This is a genomic window from Chitinophaga filiformis, assembly GCF_900102545.1.
Classification (GTDB): domain Bacteria; phylum Bacteroidota; class Bacteroidia; order Chitinophagales; family Chitinophagaceae; genus Chitinophaga; species Chitinophaga filiformis.
Genome location: NZ_FNBN01000013.1, coordinates 70,025 through 95,107 on the forward strand (window position 1 = coordinate 70,025; position 25,083 = coordinate 95,107).

At 46.6% G+C, this 25,083-nt stretch carries 18 protein-coding genes; 9 read left to right on the forward strand and 9 right to left on the reverse strand.

Annotated elements, in window-relative coordinates:
* Position 1: 1 nt before the first annotated feature.
* The 5 genes from BLR32_RS31860 to BLR32_RS31880 form a co-directional block, all read right to left on the reverse strand.
* On the reverse strand, positions 2-1,567 hold the full coding sequence (locus BLR32_RS31860) for a purple acid phosphatase family protein (RefSeq protein ID WP_089838381.1): 1,566 nt from the start codon (positions 1,565-1,567) through the stop codon (positions 2-4).
* 146 nt (positions 1,568-1,713) lie between these two features.
* Positions 1,714-2,232 carry a 3'-5' exoribonuclease domain-containing protein gene (locus tag BLR32_RS31865; protein ID WP_089838382.1) on the reverse strand — a complete coding sequence of 173 codons (519 nt, stop codon included), beginning with the start codon at positions 2,230-2,232 and terminating at the stop codon, positions 1,714-1,716.
* A gap of 531 nt (positions 2,233-2,763) precedes the next feature.
* On the reverse strand, positions 2,764-3,801 hold the full coding sequence (dusB, locus tag BLR32_RS31870) for a tRNA dihydrouridine synthase DusB (protein ID WP_089838479.1): 1,038 nt from the start codon (positions 3,799-3,801) through the stop codon (positions 2,764-2,766).
* 512 nt (positions 3,802-4,313) lie between these two features.
* Complete coding sequence (locus BLR32_RS31875) at positions 4,314-5,624, reverse strand: hypothetical protein (protein WP_245705573.1); 1,311 nt, start codon at positions 5,622-5,624, stop codon at positions 4,314-4,316.
* 196 nt (positions 5,625-5,820) lie between these two features.
* On the reverse strand, positions 5,821-6,930 hold the full coding sequence (locus BLR32_RS31880; RefSeq protein ID WP_089838384.1) for a suppressor of fused domain protein: 1,110 nt from the start codon (positions 6,928-6,930) through the stop codon (positions 5,821-5,823).
* Positions 6,931-7,149: 219 nt separating this feature from the next.
* Here BLR32_RS31880 and BLR32_RS31885 point away from each other — a divergent pair, with 219 nt between their 5' ends.
* A complete protein-coding gene (locus tag BLR32_RS31885; RefSeq protein ID WP_089838386.1) occupies positions 7,150-8,496 on the forward strand; it encodes a DEAD/DEAH box helicase in 1,347 nt (448 codons plus the stop codon).
* Positions 8,497-8,586: 90 nt separating this feature from the next.
* Here BLR32_RS31885 and BLR32_RS31890 read toward each other — a convergent pair whose 3' ends face one another.
* Positions 8,587-9,318 carry a DUF481 domain-containing protein gene (locus BLR32_RS31890; RefSeq protein ID WP_089838388.1) on the reverse strand — a complete coding sequence of 244 codons (732 nt, stop codon included), beginning with the start codon at positions 9,316-9,318 and terminating at the stop codon, positions 8,587-8,589.
* Between the two features lie 22 nt (positions 9,319-9,340).
* Positions 9,341-10,315 carry an App1 family protein gene (locus tag BLR32_RS31895; RefSeq protein WP_245705574.1) on the reverse strand — a complete coding sequence of 325 codons (975 nt, stop codon included), beginning with the start codon at positions 10,313-10,315 and terminating at the stop codon, positions 9,341-9,343.
* Positions 10,316-10,402: 87 nt separating this feature from the next.
* Between BLR32_RS31895 and BLR32_RS31900 the strand changes: the two genes are divergently transcribed.
* From BLR32_RS31900 to BLR32_RS31910, 3 genes are all read left to right on the forward strand, one after another.
* The gene (locus BLR32_RS31900) at positions 10,403-11,314 is read left to right on the forward strand and encodes a diacylglycerol/lipid kinase family protein (protein WP_089838391.1); all 912 of its coding nucleotides are present in this window, start codon (positions 10,403-10,405) and stop codon (positions 11,312-11,314) included.
* Between the two features lie 156 nt (positions 11,315-11,470).
* Positions 11,471-13,921 (forward strand): prolyl oligopeptidase family serine peptidase, encoded by a 2,451-nt coding sequence (locus tag BLR32_RS31905; RefSeq protein ID WP_089838393.1) that lies wholly within the window; start codon positions 11,471-11,473, stop codon positions 13,919-13,921.
* Between the two features lie 323 nt (positions 13,922-14,244).
* Positions 14,245-14,952, forward strand: a complete 708-nt coding sequence (locus BLR32_RS31910; protein WP_089838395.1) for a DUF4397 domain-containing protein — start codon at positions 14,245-14,247, stop codon at positions 14,950-14,952.
* 84 nt (positions 14,953-15,036) lie between these two features.
* Here the strand turns inward: BLR32_RS31910 and BLR32_RS31915 are convergent, their stop codons facing one another.
* Together BLR32_RS31915 and BLR32_RS31920 are read right to left on the reverse strand one after the other, a co-directional pair.
* Entirely contained in the window at positions 15,037-15,801 is a 765-nt protein-coding gene (locus BLR32_RS31915; RefSeq protein ID WP_143011666.1) for a hypothetical protein, read from the reverse strand.
* Between the two features lie 403 nt (positions 15,802-16,204).
* Complete coding sequence (locus BLR32_RS31920; RefSeq protein ID WP_089838400.1) at positions 16,205-16,972, reverse strand: 3-keto-disaccharide hydrolase; 768 nt, start codon at positions 16,970-16,972, stop codon at positions 16,205-16,207.
* A 270-nt stretch (positions 16,973-17,242) separates the two neighbouring features.
* Here BLR32_RS31920 and BLR32_RS31925 point away from each other — a divergent pair, with 270 nt between their 5' ends.
* From BLR32_RS31925 to BLR32_RS31945, 5 genes are read left to right on the forward strand one after another with little or no spacing between them, the layout of a single operon-like run.
* Positions 17,243-17,881, forward strand: a complete 639-nt coding sequence (locus BLR32_RS31925) for a hypothetical protein (protein ID WP_089838401.1) — start codon at positions 17,243-17,245, stop codon at positions 17,879-17,881.
* A 3-nt stretch (positions 17,882-17,884) separates the two neighbouring features.
* On the forward strand, positions 17,885-19,036 hold the full coding sequence (locus tag BLR32_RS31930) for an AAA family ATPase (RefSeq protein WP_089838403.1): 1,152 nt from the start codon (positions 17,885-17,887) through the stop codon (positions 19,034-19,036).
* On the forward strand, positions 19,033-19,737 hold the full coding sequence (locus BLR32_RS31935) for a hypothetical protein (RefSeq protein ID WP_089838405.1): 705 nt from the start codon (positions 19,033-19,035) through the stop codon (positions 19,735-19,737). Before BLR32_RS31930 ends, BLR32_RS31935 begins: the two co-directional genes overlap by 4 nt.
* Position 19,738: 1 nt before the next feature.
* Entirely contained in the window at positions 19,739-22,219 is a 2,481-nt protein-coding gene (locus BLR32_RS31940; RefSeq protein WP_089838407.1) for a hypothetical protein, read from the forward strand.
* Complete coding sequence (locus tag BLR32_RS31945) at positions 22,197-25,028, forward strand: hypothetical protein (RefSeq protein WP_089838409.1); 2,832 nt, start codon at positions 22,197-22,199, stop codon at positions 25,026-25,028. The genes BLR32_RS31940 and BLR32_RS31945 overlap by 23 nt, the downstream gene beginning before the upstream one ends.
* Positions 25,029-25,083: the final 55 nt, after the last annotated feature.

A 25,083-nucleotide genomic window follows, 5' to 3' on the forward strand; every position in this document is an offset into this window, starting at 1 on the left:
TCTATTTTGTGGTAATAATCGTAAATGTATCTTTCACACAACTTTCATCATCCTGCACGGTATATTCTTTTTTACCTGGGCGGGCCACTACTGTGATGCTTTTGGTTTGCTGGCCTTTTTCGCTCCACTTGTAATGACCGGTAAAGGAGGCAGTCAGTATCACTTTGCTCTTAGCTTTGACATGCAATACAGTGTGTTTATTGACTTCCTTCATCAGGGTAAAATGGTCCCTGATCACACCATCCGCGCAGATCCATTTCAGGTCAAGACGATTGCCCTGTACTTCCAGCATGGTAGCACCGCCATCCGTGGCATTGGCATACTGCATGGCATCGTGCGGATAACCGGGTTGTGTGCCTCCCAGTTTGCCTGCCGAGCCGCTCAGCACATAAACAGTTCCATGGTTGGAGCTGTCTTTTACGTACGGACAGGAGTTTTCGCTGCCGTCGTACAATCCGGAGGACTGGCTCAGGTTGTGCTGAGCAGCGCTGTAAGTAGCCTCCATGCCATAGTGACCTTTCATCAGGCGGGTACGCTCGTAATCGTGACTATGACCGCATAACACCATATCTACGCCATAACGTTCCAGTATACGGATGAAATTCTCACGGATATGTACCAGCTCCATTTCATGATCGGAGTTGTGGGAGCCCATTGTATAAGGAGGATGATGCCAGTAAGCGATCACCCACTGTTTGTTCCTGTTGGCTTCCAGGTCACGTTTTACCCACTGTACCTGCGGACCGGTCGTATCATATAAACGATATTGCTGGTCTTCTTTTCCATAGGAATCAAGCGATAAAAAATGGATGTTTCCTATGTCAAAGGAATAGAATGCCTGTGTATTGGAAGGTACACCACCGGATTCTCCCTGTGTTGGCATGGAAAAATTCTGGTAGTAGGCTGTCTGGTGTGTACGTTGTGCCTGCGCTGCCGCACCGGGGAAGTCCCTGTCGTTATAATCATGGTTACCCGGAGCGGGGAACATGGGGTATTGTTTTAACAGGTCATCCTTATATACATTAAAGAATTTTGCCTGAAACTCAGCATCTGTACCGCTGTTATAGGCATTGTCGCCCAACAGTATCCAGGCATCCATATAGTTTCCATCCAGGTATTTAAGGACAGACTGTTTTACATTGCGCTGGTTTACGGAATTGTTGCCGCAATCGCCAAACACACCGATACGATACATTCCTTCTTTACCCTGTTCCGGCAGCGTATAAAAGTAATTGGCGCTATCTCCCTGCAAGAGGGTTGTAAAATCAGCTATTTTATAGTAATAACGGGTATGTGGCTGCAATCCTTCCAATCGTACAATATGTTCCGTAGTCAGGGTAGAATCATTAACCATATGATCTGTATTTTCTTTTGTTTCCCCGTACTGTACCCTGCTTCTGGTGGCAGTATTGGTGCGCCAGCGGATAGTCATACCATGCGCTGATCCTGACTGCAGATATGGTCCGCGGATCAGCGATACGGTTGGTTCTTCCTCAGACTGTGCTGCGGCTATCAGGCTGCCTGCCATTAAAATGCCCGTCAGCAGGCAGGATCGTATTATACCCATCTCCTTAAATTTTCTGCGAGGTAGTCAATTTAGAATATTATACTGCTACCGGATGTATGAAATTATTGTTAAATAAAAATGACTGCATACATGTAGCATTATGGCACATATACTGCAGTCAGCCTTATTTGATGTAAAGATAAAAACTAGAGTTTCAGTTTCAAACCCATTGTTTGTTTCATAGTCAGCAGGGCTTCGGCATTGCCCCTTGCATCATCCACCGGATGATGGGTATGCGCTGACCGGCGCAGGTGTTTAAAGGTTTTGAACATATCTTTCTCCATTCCCTTATAGACGCTTCCCAGGTTCTGAGAGCTGAACCCAAAAGGATTTTCACCCAGGAAATGATGGAAATACCAGCAAACGAACATCCAGTCAAAACCATTATTGTCACTGATGAAGATCGGTCTGTCCGTACATACTTCGCTAATCCACTGTTTGAAGTTTGCCATCACTTTACTGGGTTCATCGAATGTAAGGGTTTCCGCCCGGGAATGCCCGGATACTGCCAGGGCTTCGGAATTGAATCTATATGATATCGGCTTTAATCTGCCATAAAAGGTCTTATCGAGGGCGTTGTCTACTTTAATAGCGCCCAATGAGATCATTGAATAATCTCCGGGAATAGGCCCATCGCTTTCCACATCAACCATTATATAGGCCATGTCAAATTGTTTTTTTAGGTAATAAAATTAAGTTTAAACAGGAGTACTGCCTGTTGTGTGTTCCAGTCCTGCAAGGAGCCTGCTGATACTGTTGTCTTAGCCGGGGTACGGGGTATAAGGATCTTTAAGGCGCTTTACGCTGAAATACATTGTTTATAAACGGGGGCAAAGATATAGATAATTTTATTTAATATCAAAATCCGGGGACGACCATTTCCGGGGATTATTCCGTCCCGGGTTGTATCGTTCCCCGGGGGGACATGCGTTCCGGTCCGGTGTTGCACCGTTCCCCGGGGACGTTCGTTCCGTTTCCCCGGGGTTACACCCGTTCCGTTTCCCCGGGGTTCCACCCCGCGCTACAAACACTGGGACTCCCTCCTGGCGGAGTCCTATTGCCGCGAGTGATTGCGTGATGGTATTAGCATTCGTATCCAATACGCTTTATACACGACGCATACACGGCGTATACACGACGCATCCCCGACGCATAGTTGGACCTGAAACCCATAAGACAGGTTACCAAAACAGGTACTAAAGCGCACAATTCTCATGGTAATTGATCAATTTGATCGGAGTCTGGTCGAATTCGAAGCCGGCATATGCCTCTCCTATTTCGTCCAGGACGGTCATAATTTCGAGCGGATCGGTAGGAGTTACCAGTCTGCTTCTGAACGCTTTAAAGTCAGGCAATCCCTTCAGGTAATTGAAATAGTGTTTACGCATACTGTAAATACCAGCCACTTCTCCCTTCCACTGTATGGATTTCTCCAGCTGACGCCTGCAAACACCGATGCGCTCTTCCAGTGTAGGTGCTGGTAATATCTCCCCTGTCTGCAGGTAATGTTTTACCTCCCGGAAGATCCAGGGGTAGCCTATTGCCGCCCGGCCGATCATGATACCGTCCACGCCGTAGCGGTTCTTGTATTCCAGGGCTTTCTGCGGACTGTCAATATCTCCATTACCGAAAATTGGTATATGTATACGAGGATTATTCTTCACTCTGGCGATCAATTCCCAGTTGGCCTCGCCTTTATACATCTGGGTACGGGTACGTCCATGGATAGCCAGTGCCTTAATACCGGTATCCTGGAGCCGTTCTGCCACCTCTTCGATGTTTTTCGTATCCTCATCCCAACCCAGGCGGGTTTTGACTGTTACGGGCAGCTGAGTGGCCTTTACGCAGGCAGCAGTCAACCGAACCATCAGATCAATATCCTTCAGTACACCTGAACCTGCTCCTCGGCTCACAATACCCTTGATCGGACAGCCAAAATTGATATCCAGCAGGTCAGGCTGGGTCATATCTACGATTCTGGCGGCCATAGACAGCTTTCCTTCGTCTCCGCCGAATATCTGTACCCCCACAGGGCGTTCCTCCTCAAAAATGGCCAGTTTCCGGCGACATTTGTCCGTATCCTTCACTAATCCATCGCTGGAAATGAACTCCGTATACATCAGGTCGGCCCCGTTCTCCCGGCACACCACCCGGAAGGGAGGATCACTCACATCTTCCATAGGCGCCAGCAGCAAAGGGAAGTCAGGCAGCACTATTTTATCAATCTTTACCAAAGTTGCATGTTTATGTAAATCAAAGCGATATCTCATTGTTTGTCATCCAGACAGGAAAACGATCCCTGAAGAAAAATGAGCTCCCGTTTAAAATGGAAGGGCAAAATTACAAAAAAAAGGCGGGGCTCCTGAAGTCCCGCCTGAATGTTCACAGCCGTATTTCAACTGGTTGCTTTGGTTGATATGCTCACTGTCTATTCACTGTCTATATAAACCATCGTAAAAAGGCGAACATTCGCATAACTGCTATATTCCCCTATGCAATAGATCTAAGTATACCCTATGACAATCCAAATGGTGCTATACTTTGATATGCCTTCTGCGGGTTGAAATTATGACAGGAAAGAACCGCTGAAATGAAGAGGAAGGCCCAAAAGTAAATTTAGGCGTTGAGAATTGTCTAAATGACTATCTGGCTCCATCAGGTATACGAAAGCAAACAGGGTGTATCATACTGTTGATACACCCTGCTGTATGTTATTTATTATTGTCATTCAGACACCCTGCATTCATTAGTTCAGGAACACCTGGTACTGGAGAATAAAGCTGCCCTTACGATCGGTCTTGAACGCGTCCTGGGTCGCTGCATCTACCTGGTATATGGGTCTGCTCTGATAAGCGAAAGTCAGTTTGGAAGTATGTCCTTTCAGCAGCCAGTTGATACCTCCATCCCAGAAGGCCATATTATCTCTCAACCTGTCGTAATGCGCATACTGTAAACTGGCGTAAGGCATCAGGGTTGTTTTACCGATCAGGTTATTCTTGAATTTATAACCTATCTGTCCATACAGCAGGTTACCGGTTCCAAAGGAAGGATAGCCATTACCACTGCCATTGAGGATACCTGGCCGGGTGGTACCATTGGCAGGATTCATGGTAGCCTGGTTACGGATATAACCTTTGCCCCAGTTGAAGTTGATATAAGATGCATACGCACTCAGCGCTGTTCCTGTCTGCGCATTGATAGGCGCATCATAGTAGGCATCCACTGCAAAATGCTGCATATTGGACTCTATAGTATCGCCGTTGTTACCGGCGCGCCACATCGCATCAGGCTGGATCTGGAAACCTGCACCGATGTTAAAGACTCTTTTCGCCCCTAAATAAGTACCGGTGGTATAAGCCGTAGTATTAGCTTCCTGGTCGAGGAACTGCCATTGGAAATATCCATGCCATTGCATTTTGGCAGGTTTGGCAGAGAAAGTAGATTGAGCGCCGACAGTAGGCACATATCCATTGGACTTCTGTACGGCCATAGGACTGCTCATTACTACACGGTAATCCAGTTTGCCCAGTTTACCTTTTGCATATATGCTCAGCTTACGCAGGAACTGGTCTGTTACGTCGTTGGTGCTCTGTTCAAACAAGGGCGCATCTACCCCCAGGATCGTACCGACGGAAGGAGCTGAAAAACGGGTTAAACCATTCCAGGCGCTCAGACCTCCACCAAGTGATAAATGTTTTCTCACCACTTCATATTCACCCATGATATCATGAATGAAGAAACCCGCTTTCCTGTCGGAAGAATAGTTGAAGTTGTTCATACCGATCTGTGAATAGATGAACACACGGTCGGCAATCTGTCCGAAGGCCTGAAATCTCGCCCTTCTTACCCCAATGTCGGTGTAATTGTCTTTCGCATACCCGTTAATCGTAGTACCGGGGTTCATATCAGTATTTCTGAGCCAGATCTGAGAGACCAGTGTGAACTTGAAGTAGTTACTACCATCTTCATTCAGCCAGATCTTACCATCTTTAAATCCCTGCGAATACGCGCTCATGGCACTTCCGCTAATCAGTAGCACAGCTGCTACCCGTTTCATTAATTTGTTGATATACATCTTTGTTTGCATTTCTCTGTACAGTGCAGGTCATATGATGACCCTGTTAAACAGTCATGCGTAGTCATATACAAAGGGGGGTCGCTATCCTTTCCTGTACATTCATAATACCGGCAAATGTCTAGCCGGCATGCAAACGGGATGGATGCTTTATGAGACAATTGCTGTCAGGATACAATTATACGATGGCGTCTCTCTTACGTATAATATGGGTTACATCTCCTTCTATCATTTTCTCCAGTAATTCATATCCTCCATTAGGGCGACGGTGTGCAAATTCCCGCTCGCTCAATGTAATAGGGCTGGTCCAAAAGAGATTGACTTTGTCGCCATACATTTCCGGCAGTGTGATGCTTTCACCATTATACAGTGCGGCAGACAATACAATACTTTCAAAAGGCGCTGGTAGCTTACCGGAACCGATGGTATGCCCCTCTCCCAGCCAGCTGATATGCCTCCAGGGAATATCTACCATACCAGAAATACCTTCCGCCATCCTGGTGATCTCTTCTTCTGTATAGTCGTCTTTACTCACAGCCAGAGCGATCTCCATTCTTCTATAGGCAGGTGCATTGTCATTATACAGGTAGGATACCCATGGCATAGGGCGGATGCTCACACCCATGCTCAGGAAATAGATCACATTATCTTTTTCAAACTTTCCCAATGCCATTGGCGGCCATTGGTTATTGTCTATTGCAAAATACTGCAGCATCTTTCCGAAATGACGCTCATAGGTAGCAATAAATTGCTCCTGTATCACCGGCCACTGGGGCGTTTCTGTACTTTCCCACTGTTGTCTGAAGCTTACAGCGTCAGCTACATGTTTATGCTGCTCATTTTTACCGGGCTGGCCCAGCGGGAATACCAGCGCGTTGCCATCTGCATCAATACAATCTGCTGCATAAGACACAGGTTCCTCTGTATACAGACTCCAGCCGGGTATCACACCCAATGTTTCTCCATCATATAGTACGGCAGCACCGTCTTCTTCCGGCATCCATACGATGGATAATAGTTCTGCCTGTAAAGGTGCTTTCCCTTGCGGATGATTCGTTAAATGTGCTTCCAGCATAGGTGCTTCGCCATTCTGCATAGCAGCACTGTCCCTTTGTGAAGGGCCGGGCTGTAAGTTGCGTAACCAGCAGGCACGCATACGATACTTCTTGCTGTGCAATTCTGCAGGATACAGGTAAAAATAAGCTGTCCGTTCGTCCTGCTCTACAATCGCATACATCGTGTAGCGGCTATTGGCTTGTTCTATTAATACTGTTGGTCCGTTGCTCATAATATGCAAGATAATTACTTATCATTAAACAAATACCCTAATATCATTTATTTAGCATACCTTTGCGTCACTTTTATTCTCTTCCTCACTGCTTTTGCTGTTACCCTTCAAAACATTGTGTTGGTTTGCGAGTAAGGCGGGTAAAGTATTAGCAACATCACCGGACAAGCGCCACTGCTGATAGCCTTACCAAATATTTATCATCAAAAATTAAAGATTTTGTCATTTGAACAGTTAAGGCTCGTTGAGCCCTTGCTGAAGGCCTTGGAGCACGAAGGTTATACCACTCCGACGCCCATTCAGCAACAAGCCATCCCTTTTGTACTTGATAAGAAGGACCTCCTGGGCTGCGCCCAGACCGGCACCGGTAAGACAGCTGCTTTTGCGATACCCCTGTTACAATTAATGCATGAAGACCAGCAGGTTTCACGCAAAGGTCCCCGCAATATTAAAGCACTCATATTAACACCCACCCGCGAACTGGCCATACAGATCCAGGAGAGTTTTACTGCCTATGGCAGATTCCTCGACCTGAAAAGCCTTGTGATCTTCGGTGGTGTGTCACAGCATCCGCAAACAGAAGCCCTGAAAAAAGGCGTGGATATTCTCATCGCTACACCAGGTCGTTTGCTGGATCTCATCAGCCAGAATTACATCACGCTGAGAGATATTAAGTACTTCATCCTGGATGAAGCCGACAGAATGCTGGATATGGGATTTGTACATGACGTAAAACGCGTCATCATCAAACTGCCGGAACAACGTCAAACGCTGTTCTTCTCTGCTACCATGCCTCCGGAAATACAGACACTGGCAAACGCTATCCTGCGCAATCCTGCTAAGGTGGAAGTAACCCCGGTATCATCTACTGCAGAGACGATCACACAGTCCATGTACTTCGTGAATAAAAGCGACAAACGTAATCTGCTGCTGCACATCCTGAAGGATAAATCTATCCGTACAGTACTGGTATTTACCCGTACCAAACATGGTGCAGACAAGGTTGTGAAAGACCTGAACAAAGCAGAGATCACTGCTGAAGCCATTCATGGTAATAAATCGCAGAACGCCCGTCAGCGTGCCTTGAACAATTTCAAGTCACAACAAACGAGAGTACTCGTAGCTACCGATATTGCCGCCAGAGGTATCGATATCGATGAACTGACACATGTGATCAACTACGAGCTGCCAAACGTACCTGAAACATATGTACACCGTATTGGCCGTACCGGCCGTGCAGGAGCAAAAGGAATGGCCATCTCTTTCTGTGAAGGAGAAGAAAAGGCATTCCTGAAAGATATTCTGAAGCTCATTGCCCGCGATATTCCTGTGGTGACAGAGCACCCTTTTCACAATGGCGACAACCTGTCTGCCCCGGTACAGCGCCCTGCAGCGCCTAAGCCGAAGCAGCAGCATCCCCGTGATAAGAAAGGAGGCTTCTCCCGCAACCGGCAAGGACATGTATCACCACGTCAGCATAAAGACAATGGCAATGGTGGCGGGCAGCCGCGGCACGGACAACAACAGCGCGGTAATCAACAGCGTGAAAGATCTGCATCGAAATAAACGGATCGTTTAAAATAAAGGAGGTTGTATCAAAGTAATTTGATATAACCTTTTTCATTTACGCTAAGTAGCTTCGGTTCATATCCCTCCTCAGAAATACTTCTCAATCGTCAACCCATAACTGAATAGGAGGTTTTCTCTCGCCGTCCGGTTCAGCTTATTGTAGGTCATCGTTGCCGTAATACTCAACCATTTCCGCAACAGGATGGAAAGATTCGAGGTAGAACGGATATTGTAGTCATTACTATGTGATAAGGAATGCTGCAGGAAATGCGTACCATCAACGATAATGATTTCATTTATCACAAACTTGTACGATAACCGGAAAGAGTTCCTGAAAGTATGATATACATCCCGGATGGTATCTTTCAGGAAAAGATCACTATTCTCAAACAGGATACCATCGCTGAGTGAAAGATAAGCCCCCTTTCTGTCCAGAATATTATACGCAATGCCTCCCCCTCCCTGGAAACGGTCGTTGATCTTGAGTGAAAGGCTCTTGTCATAGTTGGCCAATCCCCAGTAATAGATCTGGCGTACAGCCCTGAACAGGCTAAAGTCCATCGATGCTGCAAAGTCGTTGTTCGTCTTCACACTATCCTGCTCACCATACACCCATCCGCCGTTGGCATTCAATGCAATCTTTTTCTTGCTGACACCTACCTTGAAGTTATTGTTCAACAGGTATGATCTGCCATCCTGTGTTCTGTTGATCGACCCGGTGGAAGAAAACTTGCCATAGTAATGAACAGAATCGCTGAATTGCCCCTGTGCAGTGGTATAACAAATCATCATCAGTAACAGGCTAAAAACATACTTCATAACTAACAACAAGCTTTTATGTTCAGGCAATCAGTCCCAGTTTCTTTGAATGAGCAATAGCCTCTCTGCTATGTTTAAAATAACAACAGGGAATCCCCCTTCCGCTGATAACATCGGCAATTTCCTGTGTAGCGGCATAACGGCTATTTCTCACATGCCGCAGATAAACGGCAACGATCTGTGTAGTGAAATGTTTGGTAATGGCCTCGTAGATATGCGGATCTTCCTGTGTATCATCTCCCAGCAGGATAAACCGCATGTGCGGATAATGCTTCAGTATACGGCTGATCCTTGTAAACTTGGTACCATGGTGCTGCTGGCCGCTTTTCAACAGCTTATGTAAAGGCTTCAGCTGACTTAAAAGGAATACGCCTTCCGGCAGTCCGTGCATGCGACAGAACTCACGGATATACGCATACAGGTTCCATTCACTGCTGGACACATAAAAGAATGGACGTGGAAGACGTGTCTTGTTGATTGCATCACTCAGCAACTGGTAATGATTCACTACTCCTTCAAAAGGCTTACGCGTACGCGCATTGCGGGTGAACAATACATGGAGTCTTTTCAGCATAGCCGCAGAATGAGATATCAGGAACGTATCATCGATATCTGAAATACATCCGAACTGGCTGCGATGTGGAATTATCACTACACCCATTGCACGTGTTACCGGGCTTTCTTCCACATTCGTGACCATTACTTCCACCACATGATCACCAGGCTCCGGCATTTTTTCCGGTACCCACTGCATATGAAAAAAGCCATCTGATTCCGTCACTGCTGTAATAGTTTGTCCCTCCCATACCAACTGCACCTGCGCCCCTTGCCTTGGTTTTACCATGAACAAGCGCAACAGGGCTATCATATTGAACAAAGGAAAGCGGCTATACCGCATGGTGGGTAATGGTCCGAGGTCCAGTACATGACCAAATATTTCCAACTGTTCCACACCGCCTATACCGTGGTAAACGCTGATATGCGTTCTACCTTCCAAACCCAACCAATGTAGAATTTTATTCCATACAGACATTCAGGCGCTTATTTTGTAATGAACAGAGTGTATTAATTACGTATAAAGCACATGGCGCAGCAATCATCTATGCAGCTCCGGCTTCTTTTTGTGATCAATCCTGTTTCAGGCGGCAAAAAGAAGGCCGATCCTGAAGCATTCATCAAAAATTATTTCCATGAACGACAGGAAGAGATCCACTTTTTCCTGCTGGATAAGCCACAGCAGTCGCTTACAGACCTTATCAGAAAAATAAAGCCCAGCTGTGTAATTGCTGTTGGCGGTGACGGAACGGTGAAGATGGTAGCAGAGCAATTAGTAAATACCGCTATTCCAATGGGTATCCTGCCTGCCGGTTCAGCTAACGGCATGGCGACGGAATTAAGTATTCCGGCCGACTGGGAACAGGTACTGGGCCTCATTACCAGGGAACATCCATCTACGGTAATAGATATAGACCTCATACAGATAAATGGTAAAGAAACCTGCATCCACCTGAGTGATGTAGGACTGAATGCATTGCTGGTGAAGAATTTTGAGCAGAGGGGTATTCGCGGAAAAATCGGCTATGCTCTTTCTGCTTTCAAAACCTTGTGGCAGAACAAGCGAATGGAAGTTAAAATAGAAAACAAAAAAATACACCTTATCCGTCATGCCCATATGATCGTACTCGCCAATGCGCGGATGTATGGTACGGGCGCCAGTATCAATCCCAATGGAGATCCTACCGACGGCCTGTTTGAAGTGGTGATCTTACGGAAACTGTCCATTCCGGAACTATTGAAGATGTTATTCAGGCATCGCCCCTTTGATCCTGCTAAAACAGAGGTCCTTCAGGCAAGCCAGGTGACCATCAGTACCCGAAAGCGGGCACACTTCCAGATAGATGGAGAATACCTCGGCAAGACCAACCAGATACGCGCCAATATACTGGCGCGTGCGCTGAAAGTAATTGTGCCTGTCGCACCGGAAGCAGCGCGTTAAAATGATATCAGCCCTTAAGCGAAAAATATCAACTGCAATCCTGCACTGACACAGCTCTCCGGAAGCGCCTACCGCTCTTCCAATTACCTGTCCACCGGTCATCTTATTGCATGTATTTCTACCCCCTGCTTTATATTTTGTACGCAAATGATTTCTATGCGGAAGATTCTATTACTCCTGGCCCTCCTGTTGCCGGGATATGGCCTATTTGCTCAACAAACCTATGTATTTAAAGACGGATTGATCAGCGGGCCCTGCCATCAATATGGCCGGACCGCCTTATTTACAGACCAGCTGGCCTGGGCGCTCTGCAACGGCGAACTGAAAACGCCTGTAAAGGGTGCCACCTCTTTCCCGGATGAAAAAGGCACACAGCAGCAATGGCAGGATATTACAGCCAATGCAGAAGGCTCTTTTGCCGGTCGTGTGATCAATAATGGCTACCTGTATGTTTCTTACAATGCGCCTAAGGCACAGACAGCTATCCTGAATGTTACCGGCCACCAGATGGTGTATGTAAACGGTACGCCTCATGCCGGCGATATGTATCGCTATGGCTGGATGTATATTCCGGTACAATTACACCAGGGGAATAATGAATTTTATATCCGTACGGGCCGCAGCTTCGGCAGACAAGGCATCAAAGCCAGACTGCTGTTTCCCGAAAAACCAGTTTATATCAGCATCGCCGATTCTACTATGCCTTTCGTAGTAGCAGGCAATAATAACAGTGATTTATGGGGTGCGATAGTAGTGGTAAACACTTCTGCACAGCCGCTTAAAAACCTGCAGATACAGGCCACTGTGAACGGTAAAACAGTCAGCTCCACTATTCCTGAAGTAGCGGCACTGACAACGCGCAAAGTGGGCTTTAAATTCGATGCATCCGGCACTGCCAACGGCAGCTATAACTGCACGCTGGTGTTAAACAATCAGAAGACCACTATCGACAGCAAGACCTTCACACTGAAAGCAGTCACCAACAAAGACCACTACAGCAATACTTTTGTGAGTGATATAGATGGCAGTGTACAATACTACGCAGTTTCACCACAGGCAAATCCTGATGGCAAAGCGCCTGCGTTCTTCCTTTCTGTACATGGTGCAGAAGTACAGGCCATCAACCAGGCAAGCGCCTATAAATATAAAGACTGGGGCGTACTGGTAGCACCTACCAACCGCCGTCCGCGTGGCTTCAACTGGGAAGACTGGGGCCGCCTCGATGCACTGGAAGTATTGAACATCGGTATTAACAGCTTCCATCCTGATCCTGAAAGGATCTATCTGACAGGTCACTCTATGGGTGGACACGGTACATGGTACCTGGGCGCTACCTATGCCAGTAAATGGGCTGCTATTGCTCCCTGCTCCGGTTATCCAACCCTGATGGGATATGGCTCTGCAGACGGGCTGATCCCTGACTCTCCCCGCAACAGTACTGAACAGGTACTGCTGAGAGCCAGCAACCCGAGTAACACGTTTAAACTGGCTACCAACTATAAAGCGGGTGGTGTGTACATCCTTCATGGCGACAGCGATAAAGTTGTTTCTGTTGACTATGCAAGACAAATGAAAAAGATACTGGCTGATTTCCAGAAAGATTACAGCTATTATGAATATCCCGGTGGAGAACACTGGTATGGTGATACCTGCGTGGACTGGGGCCCTTTATTTCAGTACTTCAAATGGCATACTATTCCGGCAGATACCAGCGTGAATGAAATTGATTTCACTACTGCCAACCCTGCTATCTCTGCCGTACATCACTGGGTGCACATTTTACAACAACAGCATGCACTGGAATACAGCCGTATACAGCTGAGCAGAACTAAATCCCGCGACGCAATTACCGGTACTACTTCCAATATCCAGACGCTGGCTATTGACCTGAAAGATATCCCTGTGGGCCATACACTCAGCATCACACTGGATAACAAACCAGCAGTGACCTATACACGTAAAACCGGCGACAGCTTGTTGTACCTGCACAACGGTGCACAGTGGACGGCCGGTGCTGCACCAACAGCTACTGATAAAGGCCCTGCGCGAAATGGCACATTCAAGGAAGCATTCAACCATCGTATGGTGTTTGTGTACAGCACCGGCGGACAGGCAGCAGAGAATGAGTGGTCTTTAAACAAGGCGCGTTACGATGCAGAAACATGGTATTACAGAGGCAATGGCGCTGTAGATATTATTGCAGATAAAGATTTTGATGCAGCGAAATATCCTGATCGTGGTATCATTATCTATGGTAATGCCAGCACAAACAAAGCGTGGAAACAGTTGCTGCAAAACGCGCCTGTACAGGTAACACGCGGTAAGGTAACAGTGGGTAAACAGGAATATGCCGGAGAAGGACTGGCTGCTTATTTTATGTGGCCAAGAGCTGACAGTAAAACTGCTTCCATTGCTGTAATTGCAGGTACAGGATTAGCAGGTATGCGTGCCGCAGATGCGAACCAGTATTTCGCCGGTGGCAGCGGTTTTCCTGACTATATGATCTTTAATGTGGACCTGCTGAAAGGCAATACTGCAGCAGTGAAAACAGCAGGCTTTTACAACAACGAGTGGCAGCTGGATGAAAAAGAAATGATCAGAAACTAAAAGCAGAATTAGTAAATAAAAATGCCGCGGAGATCTTCGCGGCATTTTTATTGCTGATACCTTATCTCTCAGAATTGCCACTACTCCCCTTTTCCGGCAACTGGTAGCCCTCTTCTACAAATGTTTATATTACGCTTCTCGGTTTATGTGGTTTAACATCTTTACATAATTTGAGGAAGAAAGCCATACAGCCTCCTACAAGATGTGTATAATTACCCATGATATTTACGCATGATACACACTATTGACTAAGGTCATCATTCATGGCATAGTTTGTGTTTTTTAGAAAGATAAATTATTCTTCATTTTAAAAGCTCCATATTATGTTACCTCTGAATCGTGCCAGCAAAGGCCTGTTAGGCATCTTAGCATTAACAGGATTGTTTACTTTCTCTTCATGCAGTAAAGATGACGATAACACAACTGTTGAACCTGATGCGACTGTTAAAATTGTCAATGTGTTGCCCGATGCAGGCAGCGTAGATGTATTCAACGGATCAAGTAAACTGAATTCTTCCACCATTGCTTATGGTGAATCCACCGGATATCTGAATGTAAAAAAGGGGGATGCTACATTTGATTTTAAGAGTTCTGTATCCGGCAATACTGTACTATCTGCGCCGGTAACATTTGAAAAAAGTGAAAATTACTCACTGTTTGCTACCGGTGAAACAAATGGTAATACAACAGTAGGTATTCTTGCAAAAGATAATCTTGGCGCCCCATCATCAGGTATGGCTAAAATACGCTTTGTGCATGCTTCTCCTGATGCTCCTGCTTTTAACTTCCTTGCGAATGACAATGTGCTGCAAGACGGTGTTGCCTACAAATCATCCACTGAATTCAAAGAGCTGGCTGCAGGCACTTATACAATAAAACTGAATAATGCTACCAGCGGAGTAACTGCCACCACCCGCCCCGATGTAGTGCTGCAAGCCGGTAAGATCTATACTGTAGTAGCACAGGGCCTGATCAATGCAACGCCTGTTGTTGAACAACCATTTGCGTTGAATATAATGGCGAATAATTAATCATACCAATCATACACATTTATATAAAAAAGGAACCCGCCTCATTTCTGAGACGGGTTCCCGTTTTTTATCTAAGTAATTGGCTTACCAGTTCAGGTTGAAATTGCTACCGCCACTAACAGTGAATATAGCTTTTCTGTTGCCCTGGAATGTGATAGTACCTTCATATTTGAAAGCATTACCTTTTGAATCTGCACCAGTGATTTTCACACTAGCAGTACCAGATACGATTTCTTTAGTTTCTTTGCTAACCTTGATATTCACAGACTCATAGTGAACAGCGCTGGTAAAAGAAGGCAGATCTGCTGTTTTAGATACAAAACTACCCGCACGATCGAAGGTCTGGCTTATTTCCCAGGCAGTGCTGTTTGCTCCTAAACCTCTCAGGTAGTACTTTGAATAGCAAGTGTCAACAGTTTTAAATTTCTCAGTTTCGATACTTGTCTTACCGTTGAAATTGAATGTAAACTGTGTAGGCACATCAGCAGTACAAGCCAGTGAATATAACCAGCTCAGTTTGTAATCAAAGGTAATTCCGCCTTCACTACCTGCATGGGCAATGCTTCCGTCAGTTGATTTACCACAGAAATCGCTCAGCTTACCGCCTGCCTGTCTTGCTTCCATTGCAGATACAGCAAGTGTGGCAGTGCCTAACTGTTCAGTGATACCACCCTGGTTAACGAAAGTCTGAGATACGACAGTAGCTGCCTGGTCCTGTGTTACACCAGGAGTTTGTTTAGTGTCATCATCTTTCGAACAGGAAGTAACGCCAAAAGAAATACCCGCCGCCATAACGAATAATAACAGAGTAGCTTTGCTGCTAGCAAAGGAGAGACGTGGTCTTCTCATAGAATAGAGATTTTAATTGATTAGTGATATAATTGAATTAATGCTTACGAACTTACATGACTTATTTACCCACTATACCCTGTAAATCTATATTAATATAATTACAATTCATAATATAATAAGGGAATTAACAATTGGCATCGCGCTCACTCTTTTACTCACATCACAACTCATTGCTTTACAGGCGCCAAAATTGGAACTGCTTACTTCCTCTGCCGGATGTTGTCATTTTTACGACTTATAAAACGGACTTTATCACACAATTAGTATATGCGCTGCCATTATCGATTGTGATAATTCATATAGGGGTTGTATCTACCTGGTAAACAATAAAAAAGGATGCCCGGAGGCATCCTGAAAATATGCTGCATAAGGGAATAGATCCCTATTTGTCAGTTTAATTTTATAACTCCCTGATCCAGATATTCCTGAAACTCAGTGGCTCACTCTTATCGCCATGTGCCTGCAGCTTGATAGGGCATGCGCCATGTGCTTTTGTATAAGATGCCTTTCCGATGTATCTGGTTGGTCCCAGTAATTCGGTATTATTCTGTACCAGTACGCCGTTGAAGAAAACAGTCACCCTTGCAGGAGATTGCAGGGAACCATCACTGTTAAAACGGGGAGCTGTCCATACGATATCATAGGTCTGCCATTCTCCCGGTTTGCGGTTTGCATTCACCAGTGGAGCCGTCTGTTTATAGATACTGGCAGCCTGGCCATTCACGTATGTTTTGTTGCTGTAGTTGTCCAGGATCTGCAGCTCATAACCATCATCTCCTTTTCCGGTAGACGCGAGGAATAAACCACTGTTACCTCTGCCCTGTCCTGTACCGGTGATATCTTTCGGTACACGCCATTCGATATGCAGCTGATAGTTGGTGAACGATCTCTTCGTCTGGATGTTACCGGTGCTCTTGTCTACCGTAAAGGCTCCTCCTCCTACTTTCCACTTTGCAGGTTGCTCAGGATTTTCGACGGATACCCACTGGTCCAGGCTTTTTCCATCAAACAGGACGATAGCGTCAGAAGGTGCTTCTGAAGCCACCTTTCCGGGTGTAACAACTGTCGGTACCGGTTCCCATACTTCCGTGTCTTCAGGCTTCGACTGCGCAAATAACGTGGCTGAGAGCACAACAGCGGCAGCCGTTGTAAACGTTTTCTTGTACATGATCACAATAATTTAATTCCCTAAGTTAAAAATAGATCCCACAAATAGCAATCCGGTCATCATTTTTAATTACATGACAATAGATTTGTATATATCCATCCCTGTCAGTATCTTAGACTTATAATTCTGGTATGTTAGGGTATTATTGTTCATGTTGACCTCTACGGGACATATCTGCAACATGTAAATTGCCATTACCGCACACAAATAATCCTTTGACAAAACAAGAAAACCTACGCCGCAACAGTAGGCGCACCAACGCATTAGAGAATGAGACTGACCGAATTTATATCGTCCCTGATCAACGAGGGGAAAGTAACGGTAGCGCCGGCCATCAATTCGTTTGACCCGGAAGACCTCCGTCTGGCTAATGTGCATCTGAAACAACATTACGATGACGATAGTACGGATATGCCCGGGCAGGTACCGCCTTTTGATCCGGAAGCTGCCCTCTGGGCCGCCTGTTACCTTTACAGGGCTGTCCAGTTCATCCAGCTCCGCCAACTGGGGGAAGACGACATCAAGGCACATCTGCTGCCTTTTACCGGCGTTCCTTCCCCCTCAGCTATATATGCTGCTGATCTGACCCTTCGCTACATGCCCGGTCTTTTTGATCTTGCAAAAGGACTGGCACCAGGAGATCCGCTGGTAAAAGAACTGGAGATCATGGCCGCACACTGGCCATTCTCCATGGCTGCCATCCCGTCCATCGTACCGGAAGAACTCTTCCTGCTCATGATCATGCAGCACCCGTCGCTGAAAATAGCGTACATCGACAGGATCATCCAGGCAAAGGACTTCCGCAAATGCCGCCATCCGGAATGCCTGCCCCTGGTAAAGGAAGCCCTTGGCTCATATGCCGCTATACTCTGGCCTGAATTTGAAATTGACCTTACTGTTCATACATAAACAATGGAACCTATTACCTTTGAATCCCCGCTGGTAGACAAACTGAATGATGTACTACAGCAACTGAAACAGACTTTTGTAGGCAAGGACGACATCATAGATCTCATGGGCATCTGCCTGGCAGGCCGGGAAAACCTCTTCCTGTTTGGTCCTCCCGGTACCGCTAAAAGTGCCATGGTACGTGAACTGGCCCGCCAGCTGGATGTGAAGACATTCGAATACCTGCTGACCCGCTTTACAGAACCCAATGAACTTTTCGGTCCCTTCGATATCCGCAAACTGCGGGACGGCGATCTGGTGACCAATACTGAAGGCATGTTACCTGAAGCGTCTCTGGTATTCCTGGATGAATTACTGAATGCCAACAGCGCTATCCTCAACAGCCTGCTCATGGCCCTGAACGAAAAGATCTTCCGCAGAGGTAAGGAAACCAAACACCTGCCAGCACTGATCTTCATCGGCGCCAGTAACCACCTCCCGGAAGATGAAGCCCTGCAGGCACTGTTTGACAGGTTCCTGATCAGGGTACGCTGTGAGAACGTAGATCCGGCCCTGTTGGAGAATGTGTTACAAGCCGGCTGGGGACTGGAACAAAAACAGATTACCGGAAATGGCGGTATTCCCGCAGAAGACCTGCGCGCCCTGCAGCAACTGAATACAACAATAGACCTGAATAATATCAGGCCTGAATATCTCATGCTGATAGAACAGCTGCGCAACGCAGGTGTACAGATCTCCGACAGGCGTGCTGTAAAACTGCAACGCCTTATTGCGGCAAGTGCTTTACTCTGCAAACGTAAGGCTGCTATCCTCTCTGATCTCTGGATATTGCGTTACATCTGGGATACAGAAGAGCAGATCGAGATCATTGCCGGTATCGTGAATGCATCCGTACAGAAAGCCACCACACATCCGCAGGAACATCCCCGTGCCCACAACAGTGGTACTCCTGATCCGGAAGCCATCTACCGTGATGTACAGCAACTGCATGAGCAATGGGACGATCCGAATACACCGGTTGCTACACGCGCACTGATCAAAGACCGCCTGCGCAGTCTGAACAGCCGCTGTGAATGGATCAGCAATACCACACAGCGTAACTATGTATTACAACCCATAGATGCCCTCTGGAAGAAAATAATGCAATCTGCATGAAAGAGATGATCATCGTGATTGCCCTGGCTGATCTGACAACACTCGGCACTATACGCACATGGCCAGGCCTGCTGGTAGCAGTCACCGGAGATGAGATCTGGGTGAGAGGTATTCCGCCTGATACAACAGATATACAGCTCCGTAAACTGCCAGCAAAACACACCTTCCTGGCAGATACACAGGAACGCTTATTCCTGCCCGGAAAACAGACACCTCACGACATGCTTAAAAAGATGTCATGGGAAGCCATTGCCTCTTTCATGACCGTGGAACTCCCTGTATCTGCCATGCCCGCCCGTTCCGGCGAAGGTTATGCAGTACGGCTGGCGCCTACTACAGCAACCGCAGAACCTTTCGCTGTACTGACCACACTGGAGCATTGGAAAGCCTATGCCGACACAGCACCACTGATCAGGTTACAGCGATTAAGCTTTGCTGTATGTGAAACAGGAGAAGTGCTGGTCATCGGCACGCCGGTGCCATCTATGCCTGGTAAAGTATTCACCCTGCGGGATAATATCCTGCTGCCTGCCGGTTATGATTTTGATCCTCCGGTCATTGGCCAGCTTATACCCACCTGGTCTGGTACAGAGAGTGATACATTACTTCTGTTTCGTGTAGATGGTCAATGGGAAAAGATTCCCGGAAACGTTTTTGTACGCGCTTCCAGAAGCGCTATCCGTCTTACTAATACTTTCTGAAATGTCGCAGTTGCATGACATGACCGTAGCATATTTTCAGGCTACAAATAATTACTTCTGGCAATGGGCGGAAGAAGGGGAAGTAATTGAATGGACAAAAGGAGAAGGCACTATCTGTTACAAAACAGAATTGCTGAACGACCTCTCACATATAAACAATCATCTGCCACCATTAGGTCCGCTATTGCTGGTCATTGCGCTGGGTAAACCCTCACCGGGGCCACAGGCAATGCAGGCTACGCTGCATCAATATATCGACGAGCTGTTTAGCGATGCACTAAAAGGGCCGCGTGTTGACGTATCCCGTGAAATTGAAGCAGAAGAAATGAAAGTGATCGTTACGGATTTCCTCACGCTGCTTCGCCCTCTTCCCGGAAGATACTGGAAAGGCCTTGACAGGGAATTGCTGTTGAATACGCTTTTTGAACATGTGGAAACATTTCTGATGGGGGAAACTGCAAAAGAAATGTTGGCTATATGCCAGCGTGGCGCATATGATTATGTGATTGCCTACAGTGGCTCCAAAGAGCCTTTATCTACGCTGAAAACGGATGTAAAGACCCTGCAGGAAATATTACAGCGTTATCCTGATACTGCCGCACTGGAGGATAAACTGAACGCTGTAATCAGTCCCGCTCCTCCTGTACCTGCGGCCATAGACACGCCTGATGGTCTCCCTAAACCGGTACAGGTAGAAGACCTGTTACAGCTGTTGGCAGAAGATGCGGAGACAGCATTGCTGGCGTTATTAACACAACGTCTCATCGCTGCATTGCATCTGCCGATGCATACAAGAGGGTATAGCCAGACATCATTCGGAGGCGTATCCGACATTACCAACAAAGGCAATTTCGACAGGCTGCTGCTGAGTGAACTGGCGCACGACAATGAAACCCTGATGGTAAGGTTGGCCAATAACGAAGCCCTTTACCTGCGACGGGAAGAACTGCCGGAGAATGAACCCGGACAACGTTTCATACTGGTAGATAAAAGTATCAAACTATGGGGAGTACCTCACCTGCTGGAAATGGCGGCTGCACTGGCATGCACCATTGACAACAAACAGCATGCGGAGATATTACCCTTTGCTTTGCTGGGAGACCACTATGAGCCGATGAACTTTTCTTCCAAAGCGGAGATCATTGCAGCTATGCAACCCCTCTCCCCTGCACTGAATAGTGCAAAAGCGTTGTCTTCATTTACGAATGACCATGTATTGAAAGGGCAACAGGAATATTTTCTCATCACAGGTGATGAGCTTTTTCATACGGCAGCATTTCAACAATCTTTCGCCCAACTGCGGCGTACAGATGGTTTTGTGATCACGGTAAACAGAGATTGCGAGGTACGGTTATACAGGTATACTGCAGGCCACCGGAAGTTAATGAGTACGGCAAAGATCAGCCTGGAAATGCCCGAAGTAAAGGTAAAACGTAGCGTGGTTAAACGCATCAACGATGATGTAGACCTTCCTGAATTCCTGAAGAACCGCCCCTTGCCGCTCTTTATGCCTTATCAACTGTCACACGGGAATCAAAGTGACAGTTATTTCTCAGAACAGGCAGGCGGCTTAATTATCACCAAAAACAGGCAATTATATTTCTGGCCACATAAAAGGCAGGGCGCCAGGGAGATTACTTCCGATTTACCCGATGCTCATAGTTATTTCTTTGGATTTGACAGTGAACATTTCTTTATCCTCTTTCAAACCAAAGGAACCGAGCATCTTTCTCTTTATCAACTTAAAAAAAGTACACTTGAGCTGACCTCCAGAGATATAAAGTACCCTGAACACGTCCTTCCCTTAAGACGCAATGCCATCAGGGAAGGGGTTTTTAAGCCCGGCACTGTTAGTTATGGCTCCTTTTATATGAGTATCTCAGGAGTAGCGTATACAGTAGCAATCAATACAGATTCCGGCGAAATGACGGAGGAACGTGATGTCACAAAAGAACTGCTGAAGGAAATGACGGATCAGTATGGCTGGCGTGGACGTGGCCACCAGTATTGGCAGTCATTTAATACAATCAACAGTCTTAAACACCTGGAGATAAACTATAAGGGCAATATTGTAGTCAACAAACATGAACTTGTTTTCGCCAGGCAGATCGTACAACTGATCAAAACAACCGACATCAACCAGGATCGCAGTCTGTATAATACAGAACAGGACGTCAGACTACCCAATACCAGGCAAAAACTCTCCAAATACAAATGGCCTGATGGTAGCGAAGCATGGTTTGACAGTTACAGACACATGCTGTATCTGCGTAGTTCAGACAAGCGCCTGGCAGAAATCACCATTGTGCTCATCGTAAACCAGGCTACCGCCTGCCGGGCCTCAGATGGCACCGTCTGTGGCTATTCTTCCTATTATGCTCCGGATGAAACAAAAAAAATAGAACCGGAAGCTTTTCACGAAAAATATATCAAACCATTCATTCAGGTAATTCAACAACATGGAAGTCCAGCTGTCATATAATCCGCAAACCCGGCACAAAACAGGTGCTGCCTTTCTCCGTGGAAATTCCCCGGAGCAATGGTTCCGTGAAATAAACGATTGGCAGATTTCACTGAAGGGAGTTACCTGTTTCGTCCTGCCCGAACATACAAATACAGTGACGCCTGGCGGACTGCTGGTCATCTTCAGCGACCAGGTACCTGCAGCGGGAAAAATAAGCCATCCCTATGGCATCATCAACGGCAATCTTTTTATGCCGGTGGATGCCACGCTGATGCCGGCACTGACTCCCGCAGAAATGCGGGAATTACTGATCTGGCATGCACAGGTGTTCCATCCTGCGATAGGTTTTGTGGGTTTTGATATGGAGGACGAACATTCCCTGGATAGTTTCCTCCTGCCATCACAAGCCAGTGAAAAGAGCTGGAATCATGCACATCCAGGCATGCCTCCGGTGGCTTATCTGCATACGATCAGCGTTGCCATACCTCCCGCCCTGGAACTAACGGATCTATTAAACGACGGACATATCCCCCAGCCATTATCAGAGCTACCGGGTAAAAAGCCTCGCAGGAGCCTTTTTATGCGTTTCATTGACTGGATGGTCAGATGTTTTCTCCGAATCCTGCTGATAATGTTTAATATCGTTTCCTTCTTCCTGAGAAGTCTTCCTGTAAAACTGGCTCCTTACACAGAGGGACGCGGTTCAGGGCGCCCCATTGCTGGCAGGGCAGCCCGTTCCTCGCAGACAGGTCATCCCGAAGAGAAAAAGACCAGCGGATTGAGGGAAAAGCTCCGGAAATGGATAGAAAAAACGCTGGGCGACATTGAGGAAAGACGGGATAGTGAACTGGACCGTCTGCTTAAAATGTTTGACCAGGATGGAGACGAAGCACTTAAATATGCGATACCACTGGGCGATGAATCTCTTGCCGGCAGAGGTACAGCCCCTCAATCGGCCACACTCTCAAAAAAGGACGCCAATTTCAACCTCGGAACGCTGTTTAGTCACCAGCCCGTAGATGCCTGGGCCACTGCAGACAGCTACACTACACTACTGTCAAGGAAATATGAACAGATGGCGGCAAAAGCACTGGAAGAAGGCGACCACAGAAAGGCAGCTTATATTTATGCCCACCTGTTGCGAAACTTTCACAGGGCAGCAATTGTGCTGGAAGAGGGAAAGTTCTACCATGAAGCGGCCGCTTTATACAAAGACCGTCTCGGACAGCCTTTAAAAGCGGCGGAATGCTTTGAAAAGGGGGGCCTGCTGCTCGACGCCATCAATATTTATAAAAGCCTGAATAAATACGAGAAGACCGGCGACCTGTATAGACAACTTTCCCGGGAAAAACCTGCGCAGCAATACTTCCAGCTGGCTGTCGACGCTGCGATGCAGCAAAAGAATCACCTGGAAGCCGCCCGTATCCTGCAACATAAATCCGGAAAACCGGAGGAAGCCTGTGAGGTATTATTGGATGGCTGGCAACATGGCAACCAGGACAAGGATTGCCTCCCGCAATACCTTGATCTTGCAGAAACAATAGATGAAGATGGCTTTCCGGGTAAACTGAGGATGATCTATGAACAGAAAACACCGGAGCATAAAAAGAATCATCTGGTGGAGATCTTCCTTGCATTCAAAAAACATATGAACGAAGCGGCGCAGGATGTGGCTATTGAAATAGCATATGAGGTGATCAGCCCACAGATAGCCGCCGGTAAAGAAGACAGGCTGGCTGTTCTGAAAAAGATGCTGCCTGACGATAAGGAACTGTCTGCCGACATTTACCGGTACAGTGCCCGGAAAAGAGAGGTAAAACCAACTGTTGCCCGTACTGATCAGAGCTTTCAATTAGAACAGCATATTAACTGGCTGGCAGCGACCGTCATTAAAAAACAACTCATATTTGTAGGGACATCCGCCAATGTGCTCTTTCTGCTTCGAATGACGCCCCAGGGTACCCGTAAATATTATTCCTGGCAATACCAGTCCATTCCGGATAAAAATGGCCAGGAAGAGCAGTTTTACCCTTATATCTCGAAAAACAACGCATCGAAGAGCGGCTGTAAACTCCTGCACTTGCCAACTTCCCATAACAGACGGATCAGTCTGGGTAAACTCATACTTCCGTCAGAAAAGCCATTCGGCGACAAAGTGATACTGGATACCACTGATTATCCGGCCAATCACATGGGAGGGACAATCGGCATGACCATCAACTCCGGAGGAGATCCACTCACAGTCTTCTCTGACTGGGAAAAGGCCTGTGTATTAATAAAAGAGACGTCTTCCGCCAGCTATTATTGCACCTATCCGGACTCCACGCGCCTTGATATTCCCAAACCAGAACATCCTTCTGCCCTCTGGGGGAAAGGTCCTTTTTACTTTGGTCTTGGCAATAAGATCTACCGGGTAAACGCAGTTGGGAAAACAGAACATCTGGAACTTCCATATCAAATCAGGCACGTTGCAGCTACTGAAATAAATGATGGCATGCTACTGATGGCAAGTACCACTCACGGGTGTATATATGTCGTGGATAAACAGAACGGATTGCAGTTTTATTCCCAATATTTTGGCGAAAGCACTGTTATACGAGCCAGTCAGTTCGTATCCAAAACATACCTGGTACAGGCTACGAATAAGGAGACAATCGTTTACAACATAACAACAGGTGTCCCTACGGTAAAAACCCGTTTCAATACCGCCGCGCCTGTAAGGTTTATACTTGCAACCGGAGAACAGAATGAAGTAGCGCTGGTAGATGAAAAAGGCAGGATCACCGTCCACCAGATCGACGACAGGATCCCTGTCTACAAGCTATAAAAAAGACCATTTGTCAATTTATGCTTTTATTAACAGTCGGGACCGTGGAAATGAT